Here is a 5,626-nt window from a genome sequence, read left to right as displayed (position 1 = left end):
GTGAGCACCCGGGCCAGGTGGCGGCGGTAGTCGGCACCGGCGTGGATGTCGCCGTCGGGGTCGGTCTGCGCCGCGGCGGCGTCGGCCGCTTGAGCGAAAACTCCGGAACCGGGTTCGCGGCCGGCCGCGTGCGCGGTGAGGTCGACGACGAGCGGGACGGGCGCCACCGAGATCAGGCAGCAGCGGGCGGAGGCGATGGCGCCGTCGGCGCCGATGGCGACCGCGGCCGCCACCCCGCACAGCGCGTAGTCGCCGTGGCGGCGGGCGGTCTCGGTGAAAGCGGTGCCGGTGCCCGGATCGGGCCGGGGGAACCGCGCCGCCACCGCGATCTCGCCGGGGGCCAGCGCGGTCTCCATGGGACCCGTGATGAACTCGGCGGCGGGCACCGACCGGTCCCCTGCCGGGCCGCGGATGTCGACGGTGCCGCCCAGCAGCGCCAGCACGGCGGGCATCTCGGCCGCAGGGTCGGCGTGGGCGATGCTGCCGACCGTGGTGCCCCGGTTGCGGATGACGGGGTGGGCCACCAGCCGCAGCCCCTGCCGCAGCAGCGGGACGGCCTCGGCGGCGGCCGGGTCGGCCTCCAGCTGCGAGTGCCGCACCAGGGCGCCGACGCGCACGCCGCCGGGCCCGACGCTTATCCCGTCCAGGCCGGCGACCCGGTTGATGTCGATCAGGACCGCGGGGTCGGCCAGCCGCATGTTCAGCAGCGGGATCAGGCTCTGCCCGCCCGCCAGGATCTTGCCCTGGGCTCCCGCCTCGGCCAGCAGGCCCACGGCCTCGTCCAGGCCGGTGGGCGCGTGGTAGGCGAACGGCGGTGGCTTCACGGCTCTCCTCTCGCTGCGAGCCCGCGGGGGTGGGCGGCGGCCGGCCGCCGCCCACCGCACGGGTCAGCCGCCCGTGCCGGACCCCTCGGGTCCTTCCTTCCCGGTACTTTCCTGCTCGGCACCTTCCTTTCCGGCGGCGCGGGGGCCGGTGCCGCCGGTGTCGGCGGCGCCGTCCTGCGGCGCGGTGTCGACGCCGCTGCCCAGCACCACCCCGGCGCCGGAGTCGGCGGGCCCGTGCCGGTCGCCGGTGCCGCTGGTGGCCGCCGCGGGCCGCATGGCCGCCGGAGCCAGGTGGTACAGGGCGTGGTAGCCGACCAGGATGATGATCGTGCCCAGGGCGATGCCTTCGAGCGCGAAGCCCTCGGTGATGTGCAGGCTGACCCCGCCGATCCCGGCGATCAGCCCTGCGGCCAGCGGCACGAGCACGATCGGGTTGCCGAAGTCGACGCGGTTCTCCACCCAGATCTTGGCGCCGAGCAGGCCGATCATGCCGTAGAGCACGACGGTGATACCGCCGAGCACCCCGGAGGGGGTAGCGGCGACGAGTTCGCCGAATTTGGGGCAGAGGCCGAACAGGATCGCCGCGATCGCGGCGACGTAGTAGGCGGCGGTGGAGTAGACGCGGGTGGCGGCCATGACACCGATGTTCTCGGCGTAGGTGGTGGTGGGCGAGCCGCCGACCGCGCTGGCCAGGGTGGTTGCCAGACCGTCGGCGAAGATCGCGCGGCCCATGTAGGGGTCGAGGTCGTCGCCGGTCATCTCCTGGACGGCTTTGACGTGTCCGGCGTTCTCGGCGATCAGCGCGATGACGGCGGGCAGCGCGACCAGGATCGCCGAGGTCTGGAAGTCGGGGGCGTGGAATTCGGGCAGGCCCAGCCAGGCGGCATCGCCCACGGCGCCGAGGTCGACACGGGGTGCCGTGCCGCCGCCTTCGCCCGCGGGCAGCGGGGCCGCGCCGAAGACCAGGTCGAAGATCCATGACAGCGCGAAACCGAAGACCAGGCCGAGCAGGATGGTGATGCGGCCCAGGAAGCCGCGCAGCAGCACGGTGGCCAGGATGACGAAGGCCATGGTGAGCAGGCCGACCCACTGGTCGAAGGGCCAGTAGCTCTCGGCCACCACCGGTGCGAGGTTGAACCCGATCAGCATGACAACCCCGCCGGTGACCGCGGGCGGGAACGCCGCGAGCACGGCGCGGGGGCCGAGCAGGTGGATGGCGATCCCGGCGAGGGCGAGCGCCAGGCCGGCGACCAGGATCGCGCCGGTGAGCACGGCCGGGTTGGTGCCCTGCGGGGAGATGGCGGTCGCCGCGGCCACGAAGGAGGCGCTGGAGCCGAGGTAGCTGGGTATGCGCCCCTGCACGATGAGCAGGAAGAGGATGGTGGCGGCGTCCGACATCATGATCGCCAGGTTGGGGTCGAGGCCCATGATGACGGGGAAGACGAACGTCGCGCCGAACATGGCGACGACGTGCTGGGCGCCCAGGCCCGCTGTGCGTCCCCAGGAGAGGCGCTCGTGGGGCCGGACCACCTCGCCGGGCGGCGGGGCGCTGCCGTCGCCGTAGAGCTTCCACCGCAAGCCGAGGTTCACTGGGTCCTCCACCGTGACAAGTCCGAAGCGACCGGGGGCGTTAGCAGCCCGTGCGGGGCGGGCGCCCGGTTCGGCGGGTCAATGTGGCGTGATCCACTTCACTTCCGGGCAACCCTAGGCGCCGGACACGGCAACGGCACGGGCGACATCTGCCAAGGGACCGCCCGACCGTTGGCGAAGTCCGGCTTCCGGTCGCGTGTGCCCTCTCAGTCCGGCACACCTTTGTGACAGCGCCGTCGCCGGGCGGTTTCGCAGCGGTACCGATATCGGCGCACGTCCGCGCGGGGGTTCTGGGATGGTGTTCGGCAATGATCATGCAGGAATGCCAAATATTGGAGCTGAGATGGACATTTCTGCATGGTCATCGTGATCATCGTTGCGCCGGTTCACTCCTGCAGGGCGCGCATGCGTACCACGCGCAGGGCGACCATGAGGTTGAGGCGCAGGTGGGGGTCGGAGCTGAACGGGCCCAGCATCCGCTCCAGCTTGCCGATCCGGTAGCGCAGCGTGTTGTAGTGGAAGTGCAGCAACCGCGCGGTCTCGGCGACGTTGAGGTTGTTGTCCAGCAGTGTTTCCAGGGTCCTGCGCAGGTCGTCGGTTTCGGCCGAACCGGTTTCGGCGAGTTCGCCCAGGGTCTCGGCAGTGAACGACCGCAGCTCGGCGCCGTCGGGGATCTGGCTGAGCAGCCGGTAGATGCCAAGGTCGTCGAACTCGGCCACCGCTCCGGGGCCGTGCATCCGCCGCCCCACCCGCGCGGCCTGGCGGGCCTGGTCGTAGGCGCGGGGCAGCTCGGCCGGGGTGGCCGCCACCCGGCTGATGCCGGTGGCGAACGGGCGCCGCCCCCCGCCGCCGTCGCCGGCGACCCTGGCGATGACCGAGCGCACCAGCTGCGCCGGGCCGCCGCCGGCGCCCGTACCGCCGCTGTCGGCGCCCATCAGCACCACGACCTCCTGGCTGTAGCCGACCACGGCGGCGCCGGGGTCGCGTTCGCGCACCGCCATGCTCCAAGCGCCGGCGAACCGCTCGTGGGCGGGCCGCAGGTCGCCGGCCGCGGGTACGGCGGTAGCGGACTCGGAGTCGAGCTCGGCGACCACGGCGATCAGCGGCCGGTCGATGTCCCAGCCCAGGCCGGCGCAGTGGCGGACGGCGTGGTCGCCGTCGCCGGCGCGCCCGGCCAGCAGGTCGCGCAGGAAGTCGCCGCGGTACTTGCCCTCGACCGCGGACACCGCCAGGTCGCGGGTGATGACCAGGGCGGCGGTGGCCGCTGCCCGCTCCAGCAGGTGCACGTCGGCCGGCTCGGCGCTGCGCCCGCTGGTGATGAGCACGACGCGGCCGTGGTCGAGGGTGCCGGCGAGGACGGGAACCTGGACCACTCTCGGGTCCTCGTCGTCCAGGGCGCGCACGCCGTGCTTGAAGTTCTCCACCTTGAAGCGGCCGCCCGCGGGGTCGAAGCACACCGGGTCGGCCAGCACCGCCCCGTCCATCCCGGAGCGGGCCAGCACGCGCCCGTCGGGGGTGGTGACCATGACGCCGCCGTCGAGCAGGTCCGGAAGCTTGCCGGTGATCGCCTCCAGGCCGCCGCCGGCCAGGATGACGTCGACGAGGACCCGGTGGACCTCCTCGGCGCGGGCCAGGGTGGCGGCCTGCCGGTTGAGGATGTCGGTGAGCAGCTGGTTGAGCACGTCGTCGAAGGCCACCGCCCCGCCCAGGCGCAGCAGCGGCAGCCCGAGCGAGTCGGCGGTGCGCAGCACCTCGGCGGGCAGCGTGTCGACGTAGCGGCCCAGTTTGATCGCGACGGCGGCCAGCCCCCGCTCGTCGAGGTCGCGCACCAGCTCGGCCAGGTCGCCCGCGCTGCGCAGCGGGTACCCGGTGGTGAGCAGCAGCTCGTCGGGCTTGACCCACGGCAGGATGTCGGGGACCTCCATGACGTTGAGCCGCCGGATCATCCGGTCCAGACCTGCCGCTCCTGCCAGCACCTCGGTCCCCGCAAGGCTCGACAGGCTCAGCGCATCGGCGACCGAAAGCCCGCGCGCCAAGGTGCTCGCCGAGTGCACATGCTCGGCACTCGGCAGATCCTGTCCAGCCCCCGACCGATCATTGGCAAGGTTTTCCATGGGTCGACGATAACCCCCGGCATAGCGTCGGCAATTGAGTCCGCCCGGGCCCGCGGCGGCGCGCAGGGGAGGGTGCCATGGCAGCTCAGCCGCCGATCGGCACGGCGTCGCCGCCGGTCAGCGCCGCACCCGCGATCCGGGGTGCCGCCGCGGGCACCGGCGCCGCGCTGGAGGTGCACCGCGTCCCCGCGCCCGGGCGCGTCGTCCCGGCGGCGGAGCGCGTCTGGCCTGCGGCGGCGCCTTCCGCGCTTTATGACATTGTGAGCGGCCCATTTCGGCCGCCGCGAATACTGGGCGTGTCACGTCTGGCGGTCTACCTTGAAGTCGAGGGCCCGCACGGGGCGACGGCGATCGCTCTCCTGGCACGAGACACCGCCCGGTTGCCCAACGGGCCGGCCCTTGTCGGCACGCAGAGCGTGGGGCCGTTCGCTGACGTCGCATCGGCAACGTCGGTACGCATCGGTCGATGCTCCGCAGTGTCCGACGGCCCCACCGGCCCGCGTACCGTCCACGCGGGCCGGTGGCGGTGTCCGCCCCGGCCGCGGGCACCGCGCAGGCACCACCCGCCCGCGGCAACCGCCGAAGCGGCCCGCGCGCTCGGCATCGACCACACCTCTGGCACCGGCCTGGCGCTGGGCATGCCCGCAGGCGCCAAAGCGGTACTGCGCGGCCAGGGCACCGCCTCCGGCCGGAAGCCGCCCGCCGACCCGGCACGGCCGCGCCCGGCCCGCGCCCGCCACCACCGCAGCCCGATTCCAGGGAGCCCGCCATGACCGCGGAACCGGCGGCCACCACCCGGGTGGAAGTGCGCAAGGGCGCCTATCGCGACTCGGTGGCGCTGATGAGCGTCACCCGCGACGTCACCGCCGCCGACGGCGTCGAAGCGGCACTGGTGGCCATGGGCACCGGCTTCAACCTGGGCATCCTCGCCGAGATGGGCGGCACCGCCCCTGAGGGGACCGGGCCCGACGATCTGGTCATCGCGGTGCGGGCCGCCGGCGGCGAGGCCGCTGCGGCGGCGCTGGCGGTGGCCGACGAGCGGTTGGCCGCCGTGTCGGCGCCGGCGGGCGGCGGCGGTTCCGGGGCCGGCGCCGGGGG

General features: G+C 73.8%; 4 protein-coding genes and 1 pseudogene. 2 read left to right on the top strand and 3 right to left on the bottom strand.

The annotated features are described in order from the left end of the window. The 3 genes from ACYVD5_RS11815 to ACYVD5_RS11805 all read right to left on the bottom strand — a co-directional run. On the bottom strand, nucleotides 1–824 hold an 824-nt coding region (locus ACYVD5_RS11815; protein ID WP_461001034.1), incomplete at its 3' end, for an FAD binding domain-containing protein. 63 nt (nucleotides 825–887) lie between these two features. Further along, on the bottom strand, nucleotides 888–2,414 hold the full coding sequence (locus ACYVD5_RS11810) for a uracil-xanthine permease family protein (protein WP_461001033.1): 1,527 nt from the start codon (nucleotides 2,412–2,414) through the stop codon (nucleotides 888–890). A 386-nt stretch (nucleotides 2,415–2,800) separates the two neighbouring features. Continuing rightward, entirely contained in the window at nucleotides 2,801–4,528 is a 1,728-nt protein-coding gene (locus tag ACYVD5_RS11805) for a PucR family transcriptional regulator (RefSeq protein ID WP_461001032.1), read from the bottom strand. 77 nt (nucleotides 4,529–4,605) lie between these two features. On the opposite strand from ACYVD5_RS11805, the gene ACYVD5_RS11800 reads away from it, so the two are divergent. Both ACYVD5_RS11800 and ACYVD5_RS11795 read left to right on the top strand, forming a co-directional pair. Further along, nucleotides 4,606–5,301 carry a hypothetical protein gene (locus tag ACYVD5_RS11800; protein WP_461001031.1) on the top strand — a complete coding sequence of 232 codons (696 nt, stop codon included), beginning with the start codon at nucleotides 4,606–4,608 and terminating at the stop codon, nucleotides 5,299–5,301. Next, a pseudogene (locus ACYVD5_RS11795) lies at nucleotides 5,298–5,626 on the top strand (hypothetical protein); the annotation flags it as partial. The gene ACYVD5_RS11800 and the pseudogene ACYVD5_RS11795, both read left to right, overlap by 4 nt.

The organism is Streptomonospora sediminis (assembly GCF_054778995.1).
This window is presented reverse-complemented; position numbering and strand designations above follow the sequence as displayed.

Bases quoted from the DNA above. Each gene is read 5' to 3' on its own strand.
- ACYVD5_RS11805 (WP_461001032.1), bottom strand. From the start codon at position 4,528: ATGGAAAACCTTGCCAATGATCGGTCGGGGGCTGGACAGGATCTGCCG.
- ACYVD5_RS11800 (WP_461001031.1), top strand. From the start codon at position 4,606: ATGGCAGCTCAGCCGCCGATCGGCACGGCGTCGCCGCCGGTCAGCGCC.